This window comes from Rhodococcus sp. KBW08 (assembly GCF_003852455.1).
GTDB classification, from domain to species: Bacteria; Actinomycetota; Actinomycetes; order Mycobacteriales; family Mycobacteriaceae; genus Rhodococcus_F; species Rhodococcus_F baikonurensis.
In genome coordinates this window covers 254570-278254 of record NZ_QAJJ01000005.1, presented here as the reverse complement: position 1 = coordinate 278254, position 23685 = coordinate 254570, and the positions used below count along the sequence as shown (strand labels likewise).

20 protein-coding genes and 1 pseudogene are annotated in these 23685 nt (G+C 61.1%); 11 read left to right on the top strand and 10 right to left on the bottom strand.

What is annotated here, in order from left to right; translation table 11 throughout:
- Positions 1–236: 236 nt before the first annotated feature.
- Positions 237–953, bottom strand: coding sequence for a TSUP family transporter (locus DBV08_RS06840; RefSeq protein WP_185564485.1), 717 nt, complete (start codon positions 951–953; stop codon positions 237–239).
- A gap of 85 nt (positions 954–1038) precedes the next feature.
- Here DBV08_RS06840 and DBV08_RS06835 point away from each other — a divergent pair, with 85 nt between their 5' ends.
- Positions 1039–2547: a PLP-dependent aminotransferase family protein gene (locus DBV08_RS06835; RefSeq protein WP_185564482.1), complete on the top strand. Its 1509-nt coding sequence runs from the start codon at positions 1039–1041 to the stop codon at positions 2545–2547.
- On the opposite strand, the gene DBV08_RS06830 is transcribed toward DBV08_RS06835, so the two are convergent.
- The gene (locus tag DBV08_RS06830; RefSeq protein WP_124566936.1) at positions 2537–3796 is read right to left on the bottom strand and encodes a Glu/Leu/Phe/Val dehydrogenase; all 1260 of its coding nucleotides are present in this window, start codon (positions 3794–3796) and stop codon (positions 2537–2539) included. The genes DBV08_RS06835 and DBV08_RS06830 overlap by 11 nt on opposite strands.
- Positions 3793–5145, bottom strand: coding sequence for an aspartate aminotransferase family protein (locus DBV08_RS06825; RefSeq protein WP_124566935.1), 1353 nt, complete (start codon positions 5143–5145; stop codon positions 3793–3795). The genes DBV08_RS06830 and DBV08_RS06825 overlap by 4 nt, the downstream gene beginning before the upstream one ends.
- A 321-nt stretch (positions 5146–5466) precedes the next feature.
- Here DBV08_RS06825 and DBV08_RS06820 point away from each other — a divergent pair, with 321 nt between their 5' ends.
- The 5 genes from DBV08_RS06820 to DBV08_RS06800 are packed head-to-tail and all read left to right on the top strand — an operon-like array spanning position 5467 to position 10220.
- Positions 5467–6204 (top strand): SDR family NAD(P)-dependent oxidoreductase, encoded by a 738-nt coding sequence (locus DBV08_RS06820; protein ID WP_080909426.1) that lies wholly within the window; start codon positions 5467–5469, stop codon positions 6202–6204.
- Positions 6201–7103, top strand: a complete 903-nt coding sequence (locus tag DBV08_RS06815) for an ABC transporter permease (RefSeq protein WP_124566934.1) — start codon at positions 6201–6203, stop codon at positions 7101–7103. Before DBV08_RS06820 ends, DBV08_RS06815 begins: the two co-directional genes overlap by 4 nt.
- Complete coding sequence (locus DBV08_RS06810; RefSeq protein WP_124566933.1) at positions 7100–8170, top strand: glycine betaine ABC transporter substrate-binding protein; 1071 nt, start codon at positions 7100–7102, stop codon at positions 8168–8170. Before DBV08_RS06815 ends, DBV08_RS06810 begins: the two co-directional genes overlap by 4 nt.
- Positions 8167–8991: an ABC transporter ATP-binding protein gene (locus DBV08_RS06805; RefSeq protein ID WP_124566932.1), complete on the top strand. Its 825-nt coding sequence runs from the start codon at positions 8167–8169 to the stop codon at positions 8989–8991. The genes DBV08_RS06810 and DBV08_RS06805 overlap by 4 nt, the downstream gene beginning before the upstream one ends.
- Before the next feature lie 17 nt (positions 8992–9008).
- Complete coding sequence (locus tag DBV08_RS06800; protein ID WP_124566931.1) at positions 9009–10220, top strand: lipase family protein; 1212 nt, start codon at positions 9009–9011, stop codon at positions 10218–10220.
- Positions 10221–10269: 49 nt separating this feature from the next.
- Here the strand turns inward: DBV08_RS06800 and DBV08_RS06795 are convergent.
- Positions 10270–11918, bottom strand: a pseudogene (locus DBV08_RS06795) (class I adenylate-forming enzyme family protein).
- Positions 11915–12868, bottom strand: coding sequence for a cyclase family protein (locus DBV08_RS06790; protein ID WP_003943547.1), 954 nt, complete (start codon positions 12866–12868; stop codon positions 11915–11917). Before DBV08_RS06790 ends, DBV08_RS06795 begins: the two are co-directional and overlap by 4 nt.
- A 115-nt stretch (positions 12869–12983) precedes the next feature.
- Between DBV08_RS06790 and DBV08_RS06785 the strand changes: the two genes are divergently transcribed.
- Positions 12984–13910, top strand: a complete 927-nt coding sequence (locus DBV08_RS06785; RefSeq protein WP_095969375.1) for a TetR family transcriptional regulator — start codon at positions 12984–12986, stop codon at positions 13908–13910.
- A gap of 22 nt (positions 13911–13932) precedes the next feature.
- Complete coding sequence (locus tag DBV08_RS06780; RefSeq protein ID WP_311714101.1) at positions 13933–15684, top strand: oleate hydratase; 1752 nt, start codon at positions 13933–13935, stop codon at positions 15682–15684.
- A 7-nt stretch (positions 15685–15691) separates the two neighbouring features.
- Here the strand turns inward: DBV08_RS06780 and DBV08_RS06775 are convergent, their stop codons facing one another.
- Both DBV08_RS06775 and DBV08_RS06770 read right to left on the bottom strand, forming a co-directional pair.
- Complete coding sequence (locus tag DBV08_RS06775; protein ID WP_003943558.1) at positions 15692–16069, bottom strand: DUF5313 family protein; 378 nt, start codon at positions 16067–16069, stop codon at positions 15692–15694.
- Positions 16070–16099: 30 nt separating this feature from the next.
- Positions 16100–17071: a GlxA family transcriptional regulator gene (locus tag DBV08_RS06770; RefSeq protein WP_095969377.1), complete on the bottom strand. Its 972-nt coding sequence runs from the start codon at positions 17069–17071 to the stop codon at positions 16100–16102.
- A 71-nt stretch (positions 17072–17142) separates the two neighbouring features.
- Between DBV08_RS06770 and DBV08_RS06765 the strand changes: the two genes are divergently transcribed.
- From DBV08_RS06765 to DBV08_RS06755, 3 genes are all read left to right on the top strand, one after another.
- Positions 17143–18459, top strand: a complete 1317-nt coding sequence (locus tag DBV08_RS06765; RefSeq protein WP_124566929.1) for an MFS transporter — start codon at positions 17143–17145, stop codon at positions 18457–18459.
- A 78-nt stretch (positions 18460–18537) separates the two neighbouring features.
- On the top strand, positions 18538–20091 hold the full coding sequence (locus tag DBV08_RS06760; RefSeq protein ID WP_095969378.1) for a succinic semialdehyde dehydrogenase: 1554 nt from the start codon (positions 18538–18540) through the stop codon (positions 20089–20091).
- A 3-nt stretch (positions 20092–20094) separates the two neighbouring features.
- A complete protein-coding gene (locus tag DBV08_RS06755; protein ID WP_124566928.1) occupies positions 20095–20538 on the top strand; it encodes an SRPBCC family protein in 444 nt (147 codons plus the stop codon).
- Between the two features lie 52 nt (positions 20539–20590).
- Here DBV08_RS06755 and DBV08_RS06750 read toward each other — a convergent pair whose 3' ends face one another.
- Genes DBV08_RS06750 through DBV08_RS06740 form a run of 3 tightly spaced genes read right to left on the bottom strand, consistent with a single transcriptional unit; the run spans position 20591 to position 23479 of the window.
- On the bottom strand, positions 20591–21952 hold the full coding sequence (locus DBV08_RS06750; protein ID WP_095969380.1) for an MFS transporter: 1362 nt from the start codon (positions 21950–21952) through the stop codon (positions 20591–20593).
- Positions 21953–22012: 60 nt separating this feature from the next.
- Positions 22013–22750 carry an SDR family NAD(P)-dependent oxidoreductase gene (locus DBV08_RS06745; protein WP_124566927.1) on the bottom strand — a complete coding sequence of 246 codons (738 nt, stop codon included), beginning with the start codon at positions 22748–22750 and terminating at the stop codon, positions 22013–22015.
- 15 nt (positions 22751–22765) lie between these two features.
- Positions 22766–23479, bottom strand: a complete 714-nt coding sequence (locus tag DBV08_RS06740; protein WP_095969382.1) for a GntR family transcriptional regulator — start codon at positions 23477–23479, stop codon at positions 22766–22768.
- Positions 23480–23685 lie beyond the last annotated feature (206 nt).

Below are 23685 nucleotides of genomic sequence, written 5' to 3'. Positions count from 1 at the left end.
AATTTCGGATTCGCCGAGCTCAGGAGGGTTTGGCGGCGATCCCGATCGAGACGGACAGCGACAACGCGATGAGGGTCATGGCCAGCCACTGGTAGCTCTTGGGCGTGGGCTGCTTCTTACGTCCGAACTTGCTCACTGATGTCTCCCGTTTGTCCGTGGGTACTCAGCACATATTACTGTTCCATTACCCCGATGGCGCGGTCGACGGGAAAAAGTGTGCGATCAGACAGGATCGCTCAAGTTGCAACAGTGACGCTACGGAGGAGCAGTGCGGTTGCGGCAACGATGATCACGTATGTCGTGACCCGATTCGAGGTGAGCAGAGAGATTCTGCGGGCGACCAATGTCCCGAGGGCGTGACCGCACAGCAACAGTGGGGACAGCGCGAGGGCTGTCAGCAGTTCGACGCGAGTGATGCCCACCTGAAACTGCAATGCAGCCAGTGTGGCCGCGGCCATGAGGAGAAAGATCGTCGAGAGCGTCGACCGTAGTTCGGCAGCGTTCGGCGTCCGATATGTCAGTGAAAGTGGCGGGCCGGGCATGGCAGCCAGTGCGCCCATGAAGCCTGCCGCGATGCCGGCGCCGGCGAGTGCATGGCTGGTGCCGCTGAAGGACTTGCCCGTGAGGAGGGCTGCTCCCGCGGCCAATGCGACGACGGCAACCAACACGTGCACGACGGTTACCTCGACGCGGCCGAGGAACCACAGACCCGCAGCAATTCCGGGAATCATTGTGGCACTGGCGATCAGTACCGCTTTCAGGTCGCAGTGCCGGCGTTCCCGGATTGCGACCAAGCCCATGATGGGTAGCGTGAGAAGTAGAAGTGGTGCCGGAACCAGCTGTGGCGCAATCAGAATCAGGGCAGGGCCGGCGACCAGGCCGAAGCCCGATCCCGTTGCCGACTGAATTGCAGACGAGCCGACGAGTACGCAGGCGACCAGGATAAGAATCACATTCCCATTCTCTGGGCAGTCTGGCACTGCCGGAAGATCCAGATCGTGCAAGCATTGAGGGGGCCAGTACCAGGAGGAACCGCAGTTGAGATCACACGAGAATTTGGATGATTTTCTAGCGGGCCGGTCGGCGTATCTCGATGCAGACACCACGATGCCGATGTACCGCCGCGTGCGCGCGATGATCGAAGATCTCCTTGCCCGAGGAGTATTCGACGGCGGACGGCCTATGCCGTCGACGCGGTACCTCTCCCAGGAACTCGGGGTCTCACGTAACACCGTTGCTGCCGCATACGACGAGTTGATTGCGCTCGGTGTGATCGAGAGCAGGCCTCGCAGTGGGCTTTACGCGGCAACGCCGCTGACACGCGCCGCGGCCGAGTCCGTCTCGTCGGCCGAGCCCGTCGATTGGTCCACGTTGCTCCGACCCCGTGAGAGCGTCGAATTCACTCGTACTCTCGGGCATCCCGACGCTTTCGACTACCCGTACCCGTTCATCAGCTCCCAGCCCGAATTGCGTTCCTTCCCCGTGCGCGGTTGGTTGCGCGCCGCGAGTGAGGCAATGACCGGGCCGCATCTGCGATACAGCGTCCGTGACGCCGTCGATCAAGATGATCCGTTGCTCGTCGAGGCGCTCCGCAAGGAGATCCTGCCGTCGCGAGGAATCGAAGCGAGTTCCGACGAGATTTTGGTGACCAGCGGCACCCAGCAAGGGCTTTCGCTGATCGCCGATGTTCTGCTCGGGTCGGGCAAGATAATGGGTTTCGAGAACCCCGGATACCTCGATGCGATGCACATCTTCAAGCGCTCCGGTGTGGAATTGTCCCCGGTCCCGGTGGACGGTAGGGGGGCGGTGTTCGATCGATCGACGGTGTTCGATGCCATGTACCTCACACCGAGCCACCACCACCCCACCAACGTCACGCTGAGTCTGCCGCGCCGGAAGCTACTTCTCGAATTGCTCGAAGAGAGAAACGGTTTCGTGATCGAGGACGACTACGACAGTGAATTCCGCTTTCGCGGTCGGCCGACCCCCTCGCTGAAATCGATCGGAGACAACCGTCGAGTCATCTACCTCGGATCCTTCTCGAAATTTCTCTCGGCGGGTCTTCGGATCGGTTACATCGTCGCCGATGCTCCAGTCATTGCCGCACTTCGGGCCGAGCGTCATCATCGAACCAAACACCTGCCCGGTCACATCCAGCGCTCGCTCGCGCTTTTCATCACCTCGGGGGACTACCACAAGGTTCTGCGCTCGCACCGTCGTCGACTCAAGCAGAATTGGGAGATCATCACCGAGTCGATCAACACGTATATGCCACGTGTGGAAGCATCATCGTTTCCTCCGGGCGGTGTCAGTGTCTGGTACACCGGCCCGGAGGATCTCGACGCTGCAGAGTTGACCGAAAGGGCAGCGAAGCAGGGGATTCTTGTTGCTGACGGATCGCGATACTTCTTTCCCGGCACCGGCTCGCACAATTGCTTGCGGCTGGGCTTCGGTTCGATAGCCCAGCAGTCGATCGAGCCCGGCATCGCCCTGCTCGGGGGTATTGCTCATCGAATGCTCGACGAGACTCGCCGAATCAGTGGGTGAGGCCCCTGGCTCGGTGTGCTCTGGCAACCCGGCCGACCGCGAGAGCCATCGCGGCGCGTCGGAGTGTGGATCCGGTAGTCGCAGCCTGATCGAGTACCGACGACCACGCTGCGGTCATTCGATCATCCAGTCCACGCTCGACGTCGGAGAGCGTCCACCAGTAACCTTGTTGTGCCTGAACCCATTCGAAATACGAGACCACAACTCCTCCGGCATTTGCGAGGATATCTGGCACCACAAGCACTCCGGATCGTTCGAGGATCCTGTCCGCCTCGGCCGTGGTCGGTCCGTTTGCGCCCTCCACGATGATGCGAGCACACACCCGAGATGCATTGTCGGCATTGACAACGCCCTCGACTGCCGCCGGCACCAACAGGTCGACATCCAGTTCGAGTACCGCCGCCGGATCGATCGGGAGTCCTCCACCGAACGCCGCAACTGTGCCACGTTCTTCGGAATGTGCCCGCAGACGCGACAAGTCGAGACCGTCGGTGTTGTGCACTGCGCCGAATCTGTCACTGACGGAGATGATTCGAACCCCCGCCTCGGCAAGGTAGTCCGCGGCATCCGCGCCGACTTTGCCGTATCCCTGAACGACTGCCGTCGCCGAGGACGGTGCAATGCCTTCTTTCGCCAGAGCCAACAGCGAGATGTGAGCGACGCCGCGAGAAGTGGACGTCCGTCGGCCGAGCGAGCCGCCGAGATCAAGGGGCTTGCCTGTCACCACGCCCGGGACACCACGACCCCGAGTTGCGGAATATGCGTCCATCATCCAGGCCATGGTCTGCTCGTCGGTGCCGACGTCCGGAGCGGGAATATCGTTGTCCGGCCCTATGACGGGTGAGATTCCCTGGGTGTACGTCCGGGTGAGACGTTCGAGTTCGGCGGGGGACAGTGTCCGGGGATCGACGTCGACTCCGCCTTTCGCCCCGCCGTAGGGGATGTCGAGAAGCGCACACTTCCATGTCATCCACATCGCCAGAGCACGGACTTCGTCCAGATTTACCTCGGAGCTGTATCGGATCCCACCCTTGGCCGGCCCGCGGGCGATGCTGTGCTGCACCCGGTATCCGGTGAAGACCTCCACGTCGCCGTTGTCGCGGACAAGAGGAACACTGACGGTCGTTTCACGCCTGGCAGCGCCGAGGATGCGGTGCAAACCTTCGGGGTAGCCCAGGACTGCCACTGCCTCCGCGAGTTGAACACGCGCGTCGTCGAGCGCATTCGCCTGAACAGTCGACGCTGTCACCGGGGGCCGTCGTAGTAGGAATCGGCTACGTCCAGCGCAGTGTCGAGCATGGCAAGCGCAGCGTCGACTTGTGCGGGGGTCACGGTGCACGGCGGGACCACGTGGATGCGGTGGTAGTTGTTGAAGACCAGCAGCCCCGCCTCCCGCGCCGCTGTCATGGTCCGACCGATCGCAGCGTTGGTGCCGCCGTACGGGGACAGTGGTTCGCGTGTCTCACGGTTCGTGACGAGATCGAGTGCCCAGAAGACTCCGAGACCTCGGACGTCTCCGACGCTCGGGTGTTTGTCAGTGAGAGCAGCGAGCCCCGGACCGAGTGACGTGCGGCCGATGAACTCGGCATTCTCGACTATGCGTTCCTCGTGCATCGTCGTGATGGTGGCCACGGCGGCGGCGCAGGCGAGCGGGTGGCCGGAGTACGTCATGCCGCCGGGGTAGGGACGCTCGGCAAACGAGTTGTAGACCTTCTCACCGACGATGACTCCGCCGAGGGGCACGTAGCCGGAGTTCACACCCTTGGCGAAGGTGATGAGATCGGGGACGACATCGTAGTGGTCGATTGCCAGCCAGGCTCCGGTGCGACCGAAGCCGGACATGACTTCGTCACAAATCATGACGATGCCGTATCGGTCGCAGATGTCCCGGACACCCTTCAGGTATCCGGGCGGTGGCGGCATGATGCCGGACGTGCCGGGAACCGATTCGACGATGATCGCTGCAAACGCTGACGGACCTTCGAATCGGATCAGAGTTTCGAGGTGCTCCAGTGCGCGCTCGGACTCCTGTTGCTCCGTCTCGGAACGAAACTCGGACCGATAGAGAAACGGACCGTGAAAGTGGACAGCTCCTGAGTTGCCGTAGTCGTTCGGCCAGCGACGGTGATCGCCGGAGAGATTGATAGTCTCCGCCGTCGCACCGTGGTAGGAGCGGTACGCCGAGAGAATCTTGTATCGACCGGTGTGGAGGCGCGCCATGCGGATGGCGTGCTCGTTGGAATCCGCACCGCCACTGGTGAAGAAGACTCGATCCATCCCCTCAGGGGAGATCTCGGCGATCAGTCGCGCCGCTTCGGACCGAGCCTCGTTCGCGTGAGCAGGTGCGATGGTGCACAGTTTCGCTGCCTGTTCCTGGACGGCGGCGACAACCTTCGGGTGCTGATGTCCTACGTTGGTGTAGACGAGTTGCGAGGAGAAGTCGAGATATTCCTTGCCTTCGCCATCCCAGAGGTAGCAACCTTCACTACGTTCGACAACCATGGGTTGCAACGACTTCTGAGCCGACCACGAGTGGAAGACATGCGCTCGATCCAGTTCGTAGGTCCGTTGTGACGTGCTGAGTGCGGGAGCTGCCATGGCAGAAACCTCCTGATCGAGGGTTGAACTTCTTCAGTCCACCCAATGATGGAGAACAGTGGTGGCCCGTCGCCAGATCCAGATCGGACGCGATCTGGAGGGGCCAGTTACACAGAGGAACCATCGCGTTAACACGAGTCGAGTACGTTACGACTGGCCCGAGAAAATGACCCTGCAGGTGGCACTGGAGCAGGTGCCAGATTATGAGCAGACTGGTGAGCAGTTCATTCGATGCCGATGGGAATCTCCCAGGGCATGAACAACATTCACCAGCAGGATTCTGCAGCATCATTCTCGAAGGAGTTCCCCACTATGTCCGTCATGAAGACTCCAGTAGCTGTGGTCACCGGGGCCAGCAGTGGCATCGGCGCGGCGACGGTTCGGCACCTCGTCAAGGAGGGATTCGATGTGGTGATGGGTGCGCGCAGGATGGATCGGCTAGAGGAGTTGGCGGCCGAAACGGGCGCTCGCGCTCTACCTCTCGACGTGACCGACGTCGCCTCGGTTGATGCTTTCTGCAACCTGATTGAGCGCTGTGACGTGTTGGTCAACAATGCCGGTGGCGCGCTCGGCGCAGACAGTATCGCCGATACCGACGAGGCGGACTGGACCGCGATGTTCGATGTGAATGTCCTGGGTGTCCTGCGCGTCACGCAACGGTTGCTGCCACGGTTACGTGAGAGCGGGAACGCCACCGTCGTGAGTATCGGATCGATCGCCGGCCGCGAGCCGTATCTGGGAGGGGGAGGGTACAACGCTGCGAAACATGCTGTGACAGCACTCACTCGGGTGTTGCGACTCGAACTTCTCGGAGAGCCGATCCGTGTCTGTCAGATCGATCCGGGCATGGTGGAGACGGAGTTCAGCATGGTGCGCTTCGGCGGTGACAAGGAGCGTGCCGCCGCCGTGTACGCCGGCGCCGATCCACTGACCGCCGACGATATCGCGGATTGCGTTGCTTGGGTCGTCACTCGCCCGAGTCGGGTCAACGTCGACTCGATGCTTGTACTGGCCCGCGATCAGACCTCGGCTCAGCGAGTACACAGGAGGACCGCATGACCACCACCAGTTCCCCGCCGACCGCGGTGGCGCCTTCGTCGGAGACCGGGAGGCCTGACCGAACACCCCTGCGCAGGAAAAGACAGCTGTCGTCGACGCGATTGCGGTCCATGGGCGTTCGTGTAGTTGCGTTGCTCGTCTTTCTGGTTCTGTGGTGGGGAATCACTGCTGCCGGTGTGATCGACGAATTGTTCCTCCCTTCGCCGAAGTCGGTATGGGACGCGTTCGTCAGAGCCAACACGTGGCACCAGATTGCGCCCGGTGTGGATCGTGAAGTCCTCGGTGAGCAGAACTACTTCCTGTGGGAGCATCTGATCGCGAGCGGCCAACGGATCGCTGCCGGAGTCGGTGCGGCCGTGATTGTCGGCCCCCTCATCGGTTTCGCCATGGGGATGTCTGCGCCGATACGCACCTTCGTCGAGCCGTACTTGAACTTTCTTCGTGCATTGCCCCCACTCGGCTACATCGGATTGCTCATCGTTTGGTTCGGTATCGGTGACACTTCGAAGATCTGGCTCCTGTTCCTGGCTGCATTCCCTCCGATAGCCATCGCCACGTTGAACGGAGTCACCTCGGTCAAGGTCGACCAGATCAATGCGGCAAAAGCATTGGGTGCAAGCCGAACCCAGGTTCTGACCAACGTGGTCTTTCCGTCGACGCTGCCGGAAGTGATCAACGGCATCCGTATTGCAGTCGGATTCGCGTGGACCACTGTGGTCGCAGCCGAACTCAACAACGGTATTCCGGGCATCGGCGGACTGGCCTATCTGGCCGGAACTCAGCTCGATACGCCGTTGACCATCGCCTGCATCATCGTCATCGGTTGTGCTGCGCTCGTTCTCGACTCCGTGATCAAAGCGATCGGAACAGTCGGGGCGCCATGGAAAGGTAAGGCATGAAAATCAATTCGAGAAAGCTTGTCATCGCCGTCATTGCGTCCGGAACTCTGGGCATGAGCCTGACTGCGTGCGTGGAGACGGGGCGCGGTGAGATGAGTCGATCGACGGGTGCCACGACCAGTTGCCCCGTGACAGTGAACGAGTCGATCACGACTACCGCGCGGATCGGCTACCAGGACATCCCGAACGGCGATCTGATCGTCAAGGATCAAGGTTTGCTGGAAGCCTGCATGCCCAATGCCGATATCACTTGGAGCAAGTTCAGTTCGGGGCAAGACGTCGTCCAAGCCTTCGGTTCTGGCAGCCTCGATCTCGGAACGCTCGGTTCGAGTCCCGCTACCATGGCCTTGTCGTCGCCGCTGAACATTCCGATGCAAGTGATATGGATTCAGGATGTGATCGGGAAAGCGGAGTCTCTGGTGGTCAGGGATCCGTCGATCACCACGCTGGAAGGGTTGCGCGGCAAAAAGATCGCAACACCTTTCGGCAGCACCTCTCATTACAGTCTGCTGGCCGCGCTCGGCGCCGCGAACATGTCGGCTGACGTCACCTTGATGAGCCTGAAGCCGGATGCGATGCTCGGCGCCTGGCAGGGCGGCCAGATCGATGCGGCGTGGGTCTGGGACCCGACATTGTCGAAGTTGACAACAGACGGTCGCGTCATCCTGAGTAGTGAGGATGTGGCGAAACAGGGCGCACCCACCTTCGATCTTTCGGGAGCCACAACGGCTTTCACTACATCGAACCCCGAGTTCATGGAGATGTGGACGAAGTTGCAGGACTTTGCAGTCGGACGGATCAACGCCGATCCCACCGCAGCAGCAGTCTCGATGTCTGCACAGCTCGGCATCGCACCGGACGTGATCATTCCTCAGCTCGTGGGGTACACATATCTTTCGGCTGCAGAGCAGGCCGGCCCGGACTATCTCGGTGGGGCTTTTGCGCAGAGTTTGGCAGGAACAGCGGAGTTCCTTCTACAGCAGGGCAATATCGATGCGGTCAGCACGCCCGGCAAGTATGCAGACGGAATCTTCAACGATGCGGTCGCGAAGGTAGGACAGTCATGACAACGGAAGGTACGGACCTCAGTACTCGAGTAGTTCTCACAGAGGTGCGCAAGGAATACGTCACCTCCGACGAAACGGTCGTCGCCCTCTCGTCGACGAGTTTGACCTTCGAGCCCGAGGAATTCGTATGTGTCGTAGGTCCTTCCGGTTGCGGTAAGACTACGCTGCTCCAGATGCTGGCTGGGTTCCAGACGCCCACCGAGGGAACCGTCATGGTGGGAAACACCCACATCAAAGGCCCGGACCCGGACCGTGGTGTGGTGTTTCAGCATTCGAATCTGTATCCATGGTTGTCGGTGCGGGGAAACGTCGAGTTCGGGCTCAAGATGAGGGGTGTTTCGCGCCGCGAACGCGCTGACGAAGCCGAACGTATGTTGGAGCTCGTCGGCCTGGAGCAGTACGGAAACCGAAAGCCGTACGAGCTGTCGGGCGGTCAGCAGCAGCGATGCCAGATTGCGCGCGTCCTGATCACCGACCCGCGAATCATTCTGATGGACGAGCCTTTCGGCGCTCTCGACGCCATGACACGCGAGAGGCTGCAACTCGAACTGCTCGAGTTGTGGCGTGAGCGTCGCAAGACGGTTTTCTTTGTCACGCACAGTGTCGAGGAGGCGATTTTCCTCGGCACGCGGGTCATCGTGATGGGAGCGCGCCCTGGACGGGTGATCTACGACCGCAAGGTGTGGTTCAAGAAAGGCAGCTATCGGTCGACCGACACCGAAATCCGCTCGACGCCGGAATTCGTCGCCATGCGAGACGAAGTAGCGGCCAAGATCTACGAAGCACAGGGATTGATCGGCGCCACGGTTGCGCTCCACTGAACGTGAGGATTTTGTAAATGAAAGATGTTCGGAAGAAACGATTTACCCGTACCGCCGGCTGCATCGTCGCCTTGGGTGCGATGGTCTCCATGGTGGCGTGCTCCAACGCGAACGCCGAGGGGTCTCTCTCGTTCGGAGAAGAGCCGCCTGCACCGCTGTCGCCGGGAACATTGGTCACGTCGCACGACTTGACGGAATCGGCCGCATTGCCAAGCGCAGCGAAGAACCAGCGCGTCACTTATATGTCCCAAAGTGCCTCCGGCGAAGCCATTCTGGTATCGGGAGTGGTCGCCATCCCCAAGACGCCGGCTCCGGTAGGAGGTTGGCCGGTTGTCAGTTGGGCGCATGGAACCACCGGCGTAGCCGATGCGTGCGCACCTTCCGCTGATACGCCGAACGGACCGGTCCACGACTACCTCTCGGTGGTCGATCAGACCCTTGACCGGTGGGTCGAAAACGGTTACGTCGTGGTGCAGACGGACTACGAGGGCCTGGGCACACCCGGCGGTCATCCGTACATGAACGGAACCAGTGAAGCCAATGCCGTAACCGACATCGTTCGCGCTGCGCGTCAGATCGACGAGCACGTCGGCAAGGACTGGTTTGCCATGGGCCACAGCCAAGGCGGGCAAGCTGTGGTCTTCACCTCGGCTATCGGCAAGGACCGAGCACCTGAGCTGAACTTGAAGGGTGCGGTGTCGATCGCTCCAGGGAACGGAACCGCGCAGATTCCGGAACTGGTCGCGTCCGGTAATCAATCTATGGCAGGTGGAGTGCCATTCGTTCCGATCATTCTTCTCGGAGTCCAGGCAGTCGATCCGTCGGTCGTCCCCGAGCAACTTCTCTCGGATCAAGCGCAACCGCTGCTCAAGGCAGCGCGGACTGGTTGCCTGGCGGCGGTGAGAGCAGTGCCGCCGGTTCCCGTCGACCAGATCTTTCGGGAGGGCGCAGACCTGACAGCTCTGACGGCGAACTTGAACGAACAGGAATTGACGACTGTTGCGCCAAAGGTGCCGACGCTGTTCGCGCAGGGGACGGCTGACGTTCTGGTCTCGGTGGCCAGTACCACCGGTGCGGTAGAGGATTTCTGCGCCAAAGGGTCGGCTGTCGAATTCAAGACCTATGAGGGCGCCGACCACCGTGGCGCAATCGCGGCTTCCTACGAAGATGCGAAGGACTTCACGAGCAGGATCCTCGCGGGTGGTCGCGTGACGCCAGGTACTTGCTGAACGACATGTCGGAGGGCGGGCGAGCCTGGAGGCCCGCCCGCCGTCGGCGTCAAGAGGTCGTGCGCAGTTCCCGTCGCAGTATCTTGCCGGTGACTGTCTTGGGCAGCTCCTCCACCAGCACGACGGACCGTGGGTACTTGTACGCCGCCATCCGCTGCTTGCAGTGATCGATCAGTTCGTCCGGCGTCACCGACGCCCCCGCGACGAGGCTGACGAACGCCTTCACCGTCTCACCGCGGTATTCGTCGGCGATCCCGACGACAGCTGCCTCGCGGACCGCGGGATGTTCGGCGAGAACGTCTTCGACCTCGCGTGGCCACACCTTGTAGCCGGAAGCGATGATCATGTCCTTCTTGCGGTCGACGACGTAGAACCAGCCGGCTTCGTCCATGAACCCCACGTCGCCGGTGTGGAACCACCCGTCGCGAATGGCCGACGCACTCTCCTCCGGCTTGTTCCAGTAACCGCGCACCACCTGTGGACCACGGACGACCAGCTCGCCGATCTCTCCGATCGGCAGGACCGCACCGCCCTCGTCTTCGATGCGGACCACGGTGTTGGGTACTGGAACACCGACGGACAGTGCCCCGGACGTGGGGTCGACCGGCGTATCCGCGCCGACGGGAACGGCATGGGTCGGCGACGTGGTCTCTGTCAGGCCGTAGATGTTGTGCAGCGCAGCACCGGTCATGGCTCGGACGGCCTCGGCGGCGGTCGGTGAGATGGGTGCGCCGCCGGAATACAGCAGCCGCATGGAGGTGAAGTCTTCCGGCGCGCAACCTGGAGTGTTGAGCAATGCTGTGAACGCGGTGATGGCGCCGACGGTGAACGTCGGTCGGTGCTCACGAATCGCGTCGAGCATCACCTCGGGCTGGAAGCGGTAGGCCAGCACCAGCGGCATTCTCGTCAGTACGGATACCGCGATGTGACCGATCAACCCCGTGATGTGGAAGAGCGGTGCTACGCCGAGAACGGTGTCTTTCGGGGTGAGCCCCAGCCAGTCCCGGTACACCTGGGCGTTGAAGGTCATGTTCGCGTGAGAGGTCATCGCTCCCTTCGGTGGACCAGTGGTTCCCGACGTATACGTCAGTACCGCAATGTCTTCCGGGGCAACGTCAGTGGTGATCGGATCGCCGAGACGATGTTCGTCGATCAGCGTCACAAGATCGTCGGTACCGAGATCCTTCTTCACGATTCCGTCGAATATTCTGGGATCGTTGCGGCTTTGGTACTCGAGTTCCGAGGTGGTGATGACGCGCCTCACCGGCGAGTCCGAGACGACATTGCGGCCCACGGACTCGTAGAGCCCCTCGAGTGCGATGAGAACGGCAGCTCCGGAATCTTCGAGTTGGTATCCCAGTTCTCGCTCACGGCTCATGGGATTGATCGAGACTGCGACGCCGCCGGCTTTCCAGATTCCGGTGAGGGCGAGCACGAACTGTGGAACGTTCTGCAGGAACAGGGCAACGCGGTCACCCTTCACGAGTCCACCGGCTCGGAGTGCTCGGGCCAGGGCATCGCTCTGATGGTCCAGCTCGGCGAAGCCGAGTTGACCGTCGAAGTACTTCACAGCTGTGGCGTCCGGATCGGAGCGGACCGTGGCCGCCAACATCTCGAGCATCGTGGGGTGCTCGACGTCGATGTCGGGGGAACGTCGTTGCGGTACAACGCCAACCAAGGTCGATCTTCGTATGTCATTTGATGGCAACCGGATTCACAGGAGATCCGCTGGCCTTGGCGACCTTGAGTGGTGCGGCGACGTACAGGAACGTGTACTGGCCGTCGGACGCACAGTCTGCGGCCAGCTTCTCCAGATCGCAGATCTCGGTGAACACTACGCCGAGGTTGCGCATCAGAGCGTTGTGAAGCACCAGTGCCACACCGTTTTCGGGGTCGGTGGTGACCTCGTTGGCGATGGTGTCCGTCACCAGGTTCGGAATCTCCATGTCCTGGAACCACTGGACGAGTTCGGGGCTGTAGATCAGGCCGGGCTCGCAGAATCCCTCGTAGAAGGCTTCACCCTGGTCGAAGAACAGCTTGAGGAAGTTGGTGCGGATGACGAGAATGTCGCGCTTCTCGATGGTGACACCCTGCGCTTCGGCACAGGCCAAAAGATCATGGTGCGTGAAGGTTTCGGCCTTGTCGAGGTTCTCCTTGCCGCGGAACTTCGCCATGTCGAGTAGCACTGCGCGTCCGACGACGCCACGGTCGGCAATCGGTTCGACGCTGGCCTTCTCGAGGCCGCCGACAGTCGTGTCAGCGGAGTATCCGTTCCACAGCGCGCCGTCGTACCAGACGTGGCCGAGTGCGTCGTACTGCGTCGAACCCTGCAGGAACGCGTCGATCTTGTCGTCCGCGTAATGCAGACCGCCGGGGAAGTTGGGTGCGTCGTCGCCGTCCCAGCTGCTCTCGTCGAAGATCTGTGTGCGCTCGGCAGGGCTGCGTCCTGGCCAGACCGGATCACCCTTGGGGTCGCCGATGAGCCGTTGAAGTGTGAACACGGAACCCTGCTTGATGGTTCCGACGCCACGAAGCACCTGTCCGGCGTCGAGGTAGTTCAGTGAACCGACCTCGTCGGACTCTCCCCACTTGCCCCAGTTGCTGGGTGCGTCGCGCAGGAGTTCTCCAAGATATGGCGCCTCGGTCATGGTGATCTGATCCTCTCGCTACCGACACCGAACGATCGCTCGGGCGGACCTGGGTCTTTGTGATCCACATCATGTTCAGGCCGATAATCAGTAGTCAACAGGTTCAGCGATTGCCGTGGTCATGGCATTGTTGGAAATCCTATGTTCGGGAATACTGAACAATGTGACCGAATTCGAGAATGCTGTCCTGATCGGAGCGTCGATCCGGCAAGCCCGGCGTCACAGCGGGCTCTCGCTGCGCGAATTGGCCAGGCGTCTCGACGTCAGCGCGGCTACCCTCAGCGCCGTCGAGACCGGAAAGACCAGGGTCAGCGTCGACCGGTTGGCGGCAATCGGCGGGATTCTCGGAGTGCGTTTCGACGCTCTGCTCCCGGCTGCGATAGTGCGTCCGCCGGAACAGCCACGATGGGGTGGCGACGACGCCGACCCGAACACGCATTTTCTTCCGAACGAGTGGCGAAGATTCGGCCCGAGTTCGTTCGATCCGGTGTTGGCGGCCGCGCTCGCGGAGATGGTGAAGACCGGATATCACGGCGCTGCGATGCGTGAGATCGCCAAACGTGCGCAGATGAGTGTTCCGGGTCTCTATCACCACTATTCCAGTAAGCAACAAATGTTGGCCGAAATTCTCGACCTCACCATGGCAGAGCTCAACACGAGATCGTTGGCGGCGATCGACGAGGGCGAAAGTCCCTGCGAAAGACTGGCTTTCCTTGTCGAATGTGTGACCTTGTTCCATATCTATCGGCGCGATCAAGGATTTCTCGGTGCCAGCGAAATGCGCAGTCTCACAGCCGAGAACAGATTGCGCATCACGGAATCACGCAACTACCAGCAATGGTTGATGACGAAGCAAGTCGATGACGGAATCGCCGCCGGTGTGTTCGAGACGGATCGGCCGCGACAGGCCGCGCGTGCGATCGTCGTGATGTGTGTCTCTGTCGCGCAATGGTATCGGCCGAGCGGACCGCAAACGCCCGAGGAAATTGCACGCGACTACGCGCGTTTTGCGCTAGATCTGGTGCGCCTTCAGCGACCGTGACGGACGTCATCCGGTTCGGGTGATGCGCCTGCGGGCAAAGGGGTCCATGCTTGGAAGGTATCCGTACCGCGACTCGAGTAAGGAACGAAAAACAATGTCTTCCAAGCTGTCTCACAAGGCGTACATGATCGGTGCCGGCATCGGAAATCTTTCGGCTGCCGTCTATTTGATTCGGGACGGTAAGTGGAGCGGTGAGGACATCACCATCATGGGCCTGGACATGCACGGAGCGAACGACGGCGAATCCGCCGCTACTTTCCAGCACCAGTACGGCCATCGCGAGCTAGGCAACGACGCGGGCTTCATCAACCGTGGTGGTCGCATGCTCAACGAGGAGACCTACGAGAACCTCTGGGACGTGCTGAGTGCGGTTCCGTCGCTGGACAACCCGGGAAAGTCGGTGACGGATGACATTCTCGATTTCGACCACGCGCATCCGACACACGACGTTGCACGGTTGATCGACCGCGACGGTATTCGCAACAAGGGCGAGAACGACTACAAGCACATGCAATTCGACAACAAGGATCGATACTTGTTGACGAAGCTGATGACGATGCCGGAGTCGGACGAGGCAAAACTCGACGACATCAGTATCGAGCAGTGGTTCGAGGACACTCCGCACTTTTTCACCACCAACTTCTGGTACATGTGGGAGACCACATTTGCGTTCAAGCGGGTGAGTTCGGCGATGGAGCTGCGCCGGTACATGAATCGAATGATTCTCGAGTTCAGTCGCATTCAGACTCTCGCGGGTGTCACCAGGTCCCCGTACAACCAGTACGAGAGCATCATCTTGCCGATGCGGACCTTCCTCGAAGGCAAGGGTGTGAAGTTCGTCAACGAACTGAAGATCACGGAGTTCGTGTTCAAGGACACCCCGCTTCGCGACGAGATCACCGTGACGGGACTCGACTACGAGAACGTCCGCACCGGTGAGAAGGGCCGAATCGACGTAGCGGAGGGCGATTTCGTCTTCGACACCAACGGCAGCATCACCGACAGTTCGTCGATCGGCGATCTGGATACCCCGATCGTGGAAGACATGAGGTACGCGCCGAGTGCGCTGCTGTGGAAGCAGGCAACCGAGCACTTCTACGATCTCGGGAATCCCGACAAGTTCTTCGGAGATCGGGAGCAGAGTGAGTGGACCAGCTTCACCGTCACTACCTCGTCACACGAGCTCATCAACGAGATTTCCCGAATCACCAAGCAGCTCCCCGGAAATGCGCTCAACACCTTCGTGGACTCGAACGTACTTCTGTCGATCGTGGTTCACCATCAGCCGCACTATCACGCGCAGAAGGAGAACGAAGGAGTCTTCTGGGGCTACTGTCTGTTCCCGCGAAAGAACGGTGACTACGTGAAGAAGCCGTTCATCGAGATGACCGGCCGGGAAATGCTGGAAGAGACGCTCGGACACCTCGAGGCGCTCGACGAGAACGGTGCGCTGGCCGCGCGCAGACAAGAGATCATGGACAGCGTCGTCAATTCGATTCCCAGCCACATGCCTTACGCCAGTGCGCTGTTCAATCGGCGTGCCGTGGGTGACCGGCCGCTGGTGGTGCCGAAGCATTCCAAGAACCTGGCCTTCATCAGTCAATTCGCGGAGCTGCCGTTCGACATGGTGTTCACCGAGCAGTACTCGGTGCGCTGCGCTCAGGTGGCCGTCTACAAGTTCCTGGGGATTCCGGAAGACAAGCTCACCAAGATGCATCACTACGAGAAGGACCCGAAGGTTCTCGCCAAGGCCGCAGTGACGATGTTTCGCTGAGGGGTGCTCAGCGACCGTGCCGCTTCTCGTAGTCCTCGCGAGTGCGATCGGCGCGGCGCTGGGCCTTCTCGTCGAGCAATTCGGGATCGAGTCCATGGCTCAGCAGGCGGTGACGGCGGTAGATGGTCCCGAGCGCTACGACGAAGTACGCGAGCGGGATGAGCAACAAGGCCATCATGGCCAAGGGAATCCAGATCGGTCCCGGAATCAAGAGGAACAGCAGAAGGATCAGCGTCGCCGGCACGGTGAAGCGGATGATGTAGCGGGCCTGTGCACCCGGGCCGACCAGATCGTTTCGCACCCAGTCCTGGTACCGGTCGGGGAGGGTCTTTCCCAGGAGGTATCCGCAGTACTGGGGAAAGTTCGGGCGAGTCTGTTCGGCCATGGCTTCCAGGATAGTGCCTGGTACCGCCGCTTACGCGGGTGCCTTGAACGTACGTCGGTAGGCGCTCGGTGAAACGCCGAGCGCCTCGTTCATGTGTTGACGCATCGATGTCGCGGTCCCGAAGCCGGTTCGAGCGGCAATTGCATCGATCGACAGGTCGGATTCCTCCAGCAGCTCGCGTGCTCGATCGACGCGTCTGCTGGTCAGCCAGCGGTTCGGCGTCGTTCCGACTTCGTCGCGGAATCGACGACTGAACGTACGGACGCTCATGTTGGCACGCGTCGCCAGGTCCGCCAGGGTGATCGGGTCGCCGAGATGTTCGAGGGCCCAATGCCGAGCGTCAGCAGTCGATTCCGAGGGTTTGTCGGCCAGCGGGCGCCGGATGTACTGCGCTTGGCCACCGTCGCGCCACGGCGGTACGACGCAACGCCTCGCGACGGTGTTCGCCACTTCCATGCCGTGGTCGCGCCTGACGATGTGCAGGCAGAGATCGACCCCTGACGCCACACCGGCCGAGGTCAGGATGTGGCCTTCGTCGACGAACAGCACGTCGGGATCCACGTTCACCTTGGGGTAGACACGCTGGAAATGGTCGGTGTTGCGCCAGTGCGTCGTGGCACGAAGTCCGTCGAGCAAACCCGCCGCGGCGAGGATGTACGAACCGGTGCAGATCGAGACCAGTCGAGTGCCCGGGCGGATGTGTCGGAACGCTGCGGCCAACTCGGGGGAGAGGTAACCGTCTTCGTAGGCCGGACCCAGTTCGTACGACGCGGGAATGACGACGGTGTCGGCGGTGGCGAGCAGCTCGCTCCCGTGGTCGACCGAGATGCTGAAGTCTGCGTCGGTCTGCACGGGATTGCCGTCGACGGTGCACGTCAGGATCTCGTAGAGCGGCCGATCCTCGACGTCGAGGGCGCGCCCGAAAATGCGCGCCGGGATACCGAGCTCGAAGGGAATGACTCCGTTCAGAGCCAGTACGACGACGCGATGCGGACCAGACATGGCTCGATTCTTTCATATATTGGCAATCTGGCCACTGTTCTCGATCGAATCCAAACTGCAGAATTCTCTCTGTGACTTCTGAGACCGCTCTCCCCGAATCGGGCCAACAGCAGGTGAGCCCGCCGCGCTTTCACCGCGCCTGGTCCGTCGCGATCGTGGCATTCCTGGCTTTGGTCGGAGCGGCGAGCTTCCGCGCTGCCCCATCCGTGCTGATCGATCCACTGCACGAGGATTTCGGGTGGTCTCGCGCCAGCATCTCGGCCGCCGTCTCGGTCAACCTGATCCTGTACGGGTTGACCTCGCCGTTCGCTGCTGCCCTGATGGAAAGGTTCGGCATCCGGGCGGTTGTCACTTCGGCGTTGGCGCTCATCTCGCTCGGCAGTGGTCTCACGATCTTCATGACCTCGAGTTGGCAGCTCATCCTGCTGTGGGGCGTGTTCGTCGGACTCGGTACCGGTTCGATGGCGCTGGCGTTTGTCGCCACCGTCGTGGATCGATGGTTCGTCGAAAAACGCGGTCTGGTGACCGGCATCCTGACGGCCGGTGGTGCGGCTGGTCAGCTGGTGTTTCTGCCCGTCCTGGCGAAGATCGCCGAAACGTACGACTGGAAGAGCGTCGCCTTCACGGTCTCGTTTGCCGCGCTGGCCGTCGTGCCGTTCGTTCTGCTGTTCCTGCGCAACTATCCGTCCGACGTGGGAACGACGCCGTACGGAGCGCCCGCCGACTACACCCCACCCGCTAAGCCTGTCTACCAGCGCGGCGGCGCCGGAGGCCGGGCGATCTCGGTACTGGTCATGGCGTCGAAGACCAAGGTGTTCTGGCTTCTCGCCGGTACGTTCGCGATCTGCGGCGCGAGTACCAACGGCCTGATCGGAACGCACTTCGTTCCGGCGTCGCACGATCACGGGATGCCGATCACCACGGCCGCGTCGCTGCTGGCGTTGATCGGAATCCTCGACATGGTCGGCACCATCGCTTCGGGTTGGTTCACCGACCGGATGGACTCGCGAAAACTCCTCGGGATCTACTACCTGTTCCGCGGCATCTCGCTGCTCTTTCTGCCCTTGTTGCTCGCCAACACCGTGAACCCGCCGATGATCGCGTTCGTCATCTTCTACGGGCTCGATTGGGTGGCGACGGTTCCGCCGACCGTCGCGCTGTGCCGTCAGCACTTCGGCGCCGACGCTCCCATCGTGTTCGGTTGGGTGCTGGCATCTCATCAGATCGGCGCGGGTCTGGTGGCCTTCTTGGCCGGCCTCGTTCGCGATCAGATCGGCTCGTACGACGCTGCCTTCTTGGTGGCCGGCGCGCTCTGCGCGATCGCGGCAGTCATGTCGTTGTTGATCGCAAAACGTCCGAAAGAGGCAGTATTGGTTGACTCTGTCTGATTCGGCACTGTGATCGGTACCACCGACGGGGTAAGTTGTGTGTAACTCCAAGAACTACTCACCAGTAGGGGTACTGAAATGCCTGCTCCGTCCGCTGCGACCTTCTCGCGGCTCGCCGATCTGATCGCCATCGACAATGTTGCCGATCGCCCGACGAAGTCCATCACCGAGGTGTTCACCGGCAAGGAGCTGGCGACCATCCCCGTCGGCACCGCCGACGACGCACTTGCGGCCATCGCCCGTGCCCGCGTCGCCCAGAAGGAATGGGCCAAGCGCTCCGTCCTCGACCGCGCTGCCGTCTTCCACCGCTACCGCGACCTCATCCTCGAGAACCGCGACGCCCTCATGGACATGGCTCAGGCCGAGACCGGAAAGTCGCGTACCGCAGCTCAGGAAGAAGTCCTCGACATCTCGATGACGTCGCGTCACTACGCACGTGTGGCTCCGAAGCTGCTGCGTCCGCGTCGTGTCTCCGGCATGCTCCCGGGTCTGACGAAGACCGTCGTCCGCTACCAGCCCAAGGGTGTCGTCGGCGTCATCTCGCCGTGGAACTACCCGATGACGCTGGCCGTGTCCGACGCCATCGCCGCGCTGCTCGCCGGCAACGCCGTTGTCCTCAAGCCGGACAGCCAGACGCCGTACTGCGCCCTCGCCTGCGTCGAACTGCTCTACAAGGCGGGACTTCCCCGCGACCTCTTCGCCGTGGTTCCCGGACCGGGCTCCGTCGTGGGCACCGCGCTGGTCGAGAACACCGACTACCTCATGTTCACCGGTTCCACCGCGACCGGTCAGCTCCTCGCCGAGCAGGCCGGCCGTCGACTGATCGGCTTCTCCGCCGAACTCGGTGGCAAGAACCCGATGATCGTCGCGGCCGGCGCAGACCTGCGCGAGGTCACCGACGCCGCTGTGCGTGCGTGCTTCTCCAACTCCGGTCAGCTGTGCATCTCCATCGAGCGCATCTACGTCGAAGAGTCCATCGCACCCGAGTTCATCCGCATGTTCGGCGACCGCGTCAAGAAGATGAACCTCGCCGCCGGTTACGAATTCGGAATCGAGATGGGCAGCCTCGTATCCGAGGCGCAGGTCAAGGCAATCTCCGCGCATGTCGACGATGCAGTCGTCAAGGGCGCCACCGTCATTGCCGGTGGCAAGGCCCGTCCGGACATCGGACCGCTGTTCTACGAGCCCACTCTGCTCACCGGGGTTCCCGAGGACGCCGAGTGCTACCGCGACGAGACCTTCGGGCCGCTCGTCTCGATCTACCCCGTCAAGGACGTCGAAGAGGCCATCGCGCAGGCCAACGACACCGAGTACGGCCTCAACGCCAGTGTGTGGGCGGGAAGCAAGGCTGCCGGCGAAGCCATCGCAGCGCGCATCCACGCCGGCACCGTCAACGTCGACGAGGGTTACGCACCTACCTGGGGCAGCACCGCTGCACCGATGGGCGGCATGGGCGTCTCGGGCGTCGGACGTCGTCACGGCGCCGAAGGTCTGATCAAGTACACCGAGCCGCAGACCGTTGCTACCACTCGCGTCATGAATCTCGGTGGACCGCGCGGACTTCCGGCCAAGGTGTGGGCAAAGCTCATGCCTCACGCCATCAAGATCATGTCCTGGGTTCCGGGCCGGTAACGGGTGGAAACCGCCAGCGCGTACATCGAGGCAACTCCGGTATCGGTGTGGAAGGTTGTCAGCGACATCGAAGGTATGGGTCGCTTCAGTCCTGAAAACACCGGCGGAACATGGACTTCCGGAACCCCGGGAACCGTGGGTGCAATGTTCAAGGGCACCAACAAGCACGGCCTGATTCGGTGGAGCACGCACTGCACGGTGGTCGACGTGGTCGACTGCCGGAAGTTCTCCTTCGAATCGGACGAGCCGAAAGCGCGGTGGACCTTTGTGCTCGAGCCTTCGGGGACGGGCACTGTGCTTACCGAGACTCGTGAAATCTATGCGACGCCTGCGCTTTACGTGCGCATGATGTCGGGTAGCGGCCTACTCGGCCGGGGTCGAGATCAGCTGATGCAGACCGGAATGGAAACCACTCTGGCGCGCATCAAGGCGTTTCTGGAGAGCTAGACACATACGAAAGTGGGGCTGCACTGGATTCGAGTGCAGCCCCACTTTCTGTTTATCGGTTCGACAGCTCGCCGAGGTCGGACGGCGACGCCTGACGCTCATTCTTGTCGGAGTTGCGGAAAGGCATGCCGACTGTACTGAGGTCGATTCCTTTGGTCTCCTTCATGATCAGCGCCGCAACGAGAGAGAGAAGGCAGAGCGCTCCCACGTATACCGAGAACACCCATCCAAGATCTCGCGAGGTCAACCAGGTGTTCAGGTACGGCGCCGTACCGCCGAAGATCGCCACGGACAGCGACGTGGCGAAGCCGACTCCCATCGCGCGTGCACGAGTGGGGACGAGTTCGGACATGAGCGCCGGATACATCGCGGACGCGCAGCACCAGACCGCCAATCCCATCGCCTGCGTCACGAACAAGGTCCACGGCTGTGCCGTCAGGATAGCCGCGATCGGTAGTACGAGGACAGCGCCGGAAATGCCGAAGGCCGCCGCCATGGTACGCCGACCGTACTTGTCCGAGAGGTGACCTGAGAGTGGAAGTAGCGCCAGCACAACGAGTTGGGCTAGCAAGCTTGCAATGAAGGCTCCGTTGGGATCCATTCCCTTGGCTGAAATTGCATACGCTGACGCGAAGGTGGCCCAGGTGTAGTAGGCCGCGTTCTGCCCAGCAGACAGCATGAGGATCAGCACACCGATTTTTACAATGTCCTTTCGTGCAATCGGAGGTGCCGTAGCTGCAGAATCCGAATTCTCTTCGAAGTGAGGGGATTCCGATGCTGCACGACGCAAGAACAATGCGTAGAGACCGAGTACGGCCCCGATGGCGAAAGCAATCCGCCATCCGTATCTGCTCATGTCGTCTTTTCCGAGGATCCCCGTCAGCAATGCTGCGACGAGAGTCGCCAGCATTACTCCGAAGGTGACAGCCGTGAATACCGAACTGCCCCAGAGCCCTCGTCGATCTCGAGGCGAGATCTCACCGACGTAGGTGTAAGAGACGCCGGCCTCTCCTCCGTGCGCAAGGCCCTGCGTCAGTCGTGCAATCAAGAGTGCGAACGACGCCCACACCCCAATGCTCTCGTAGCTCGGGATCAATGCAATTGCCAGACTTGCAACGGCCATCAAGCACATCGTGAGCACCATCGTGAATTTTCGACCCTTACGGTCGGCCAGGCGTCCGAAGACAAGCCCACCGAACGGTCGCGCCACGAATCCGACGGCGAACACCGCAAGTGTCGACAGCAGGGCAGAAGTGGGATCGCTGTCATCGAAGAAATTGGACGCCAGATACGTGGAGAAGATCGCGTACAGAGTCCAATCGAACCATTCGAGGATGTTTCCGGACACGGCTGCCCGCAGCGAACGGGCGCGATCGAGTTCGGGGGTTTGTTCCGGAGGTGCAGAGCTGTTCATGTGAGCCTTCTCGGGATGTCAGTATTTTTGTCGTTCAACAGGTTCGGTAGATATGGGCGGTCAACCCATATGGAGTCCGCCGTTCACATGAATCACTTCGCCGTGCACGAAGCTCGCGGCTGGACTGCACAGGAATCCGACCACGGAAGCAACCTCGGCGGCGCGGCCGAATCGGCCCATCGGCGTCGAGCGGATGAGGTGGTCGTTTTGGCTGTTGACCAAATCTGCGGTCATCGGTGTTTCGATGATGCCGGGCGATACTGCATTGACTCGGATCGATCCACCCAGTTCCCAAGCGAGACTTCGAGTGAAAGCGATTAGTCCGCCCTTTGTTGCCGCATAGTGAGCGTGATTTCGACTGCCGCGATGGCCTGCCATAGACGTCAGATTGACGATCGAACCGCCGTCACGCATCACCGGAATGGCGGCGCGTGTCAGATACATTGCCCCGTCGAGGTTGATGGACATGACCGTCCGCCATTGCTGGTCGGTCATCAACTCCACCGACTGTTCGGGATAGATCCCCGCAGCAACTACGAGGTGGTCGATCCCCCCGAAATGCCTTTGCGCAACCGCAACGAAGTGATCATTGCTTTCAGGTGAAGCAGCATCGAGTTCTGTTGTCGCTATACGATTTCCGTCAGGATCCAGAGAAGCTCTGATCGCGGAGAGCGCTTGTGTATCCAGGTCGCCGAGTACCAGATTCGCCCCTGCTGCGTACATCTGCTCTGATACCTGCCTGGCGATTCCGCCTGCGGCTCCGGATATTGCAATGGTGCGATCGGTGAAGTCGTACAAGTGGCTTTCCTTTGATCAGCGCACTTTCGACGAACCTCCCGGCAAAGAATCAGGGTGGGTGCTGTCGAAAAGTTCGGGATGCTTGGTTAATTCGGTTCTGGTTCTTCGTATGTGGCCGGTCAGGCAGCGTTCGGCATCGATCTCGTCTTTGCGCACGATGGCCTCGATCAGCAAGCGGTGTTCGTAGTTGATGACCCAGGTTCGATCGGGGCCCGTCAGCCGGGCATATGCCCGACGGTAATGCTGAGTCGTATTCCAGAACCGAGTCACCATAGTTATCAACTGAGGAATCTCGCAACCGCTGTAAGTGAGCAGGTGCAACTCCCGGTCCAGTACCAGGAATCGGTCGACATCCTCGTTGGCTTCGATCTCTTCCTGAATACTCCAGAGTCGATCATGCACACTGCTGTTCAGATGCGGGATGCTCTCCGCCAGCGCCATGGGCTCGATCCGTTCGCGAATGCGATAGACGAAATCGCATTCCTGCATATCCATGGAGGACACCCACGCGCCGCTGTTCGCTTTCAACTCGACCAGGCCTTCGGATTCGAGCATGCGCAGCGCTTCTCGTACTGGTAACCGACTCGCGCCGAGTCGTTCGGCTATCTCCTCCTGGCGGATTCGAACTCCAGGCAGTAGGCGTCCGGAAAGTATGTCTTCGCGGATATGGGCTGCGATGCGGTGGCTCGCGACCGTGGTGGGGCCGCTCGCAGAATCGGCTTCGGACAACGGTGCTCCTCGAGATGGGGGACGGGCGCAGTTCTGCTCGGCCGCGGATCGAGCGGGTGCCGGGGTTCATTGTTCACTGCGGACGTGCGGGATGGTGTGCGGGATGATCCGTGTCGCGGATTGGATCCAATTGTGCCTGTTCGCTTGTTTGACCGCAGTTGTGATCTGGCCTGAATGCTCCACAGCTTTGGATCCAATCACTCGAA